Raw genomic sequence first — 623 nt, 5'->3', positions numbered from 1 at the left:
GAGCGTCGGAAGGGCGCGTCCTCCGGGTGGAAGTCTCCCGGGTCGTACAGGTGCCGTCCCGTGGCGAATTCCAGCAGCGTCAGCCCCAGCGAGAAGAGGTCCGAGCGTGCATCCGCCGCCTCTCCCAGCAGCACTTCGGGGGCGGTGTAGATGACGTCACCGACAGGGCGCGGCATCGTCGTGGACGGACGGCCCTGGAGCAGCGAGAAGGCCACGCCGAAGTCCGTCAGCGCCACGCCGCCGCCGGGCCGCAGGCGGATGCAACTGGGGTTGATGTCGCGGTTGACGATGCCCAGGGCGTTGCCCGCGTCGTCCGTGCGCGAGGAGGCGTGCGCCAGGGCCGCCGCGACTTCCGCGCCCACGTAGAGGATGAAGGCTTCGGAGAAGTAGCGCCCTCGAAGTTGGGCGATGTCGAGGAGGGTGTTCAGGCTGAAGCCCTCGACGTGCTCCAGGATGGCGCCCAGGCCGTGCTTCATCTCGAAGAGGCCATGGACGCGGGCGATGTTGGGGTGCTGGAGGAACTGCGCCAGCCGCACCTCCTCCTCCAGCCGCGCGCGAGCCCGGAGGAAGCGCTCCGTCGCGGGCCCCTCCGGCAGGGGGACGCACTTCACCAGGACCTTGCC

Annotated in this window: 1 protein-coding gene; it reads right to left on the bottom strand. The window is 70.1% G+C overall.

Annotated features, from left to right (window positions below; translation table 11 throughout):
- On the bottom strand, nt 1-623 hold a 623-nt coding region (locus U8525_RS34400; RefSeq protein WP_374270961.1), incomplete at both ends, for a serine/threonine protein kinase.

The organism is Corallococcus sp. RDP092CA (assembly GCF_041903675.1).
GTDB lineage: Bacteria > Myxococcota > Myxococcia > Myxococcales > Myxococcaceae > Corallococcus.
This window is presented reverse-complemented; position numbering and strand designations above follow the sequence as displayed.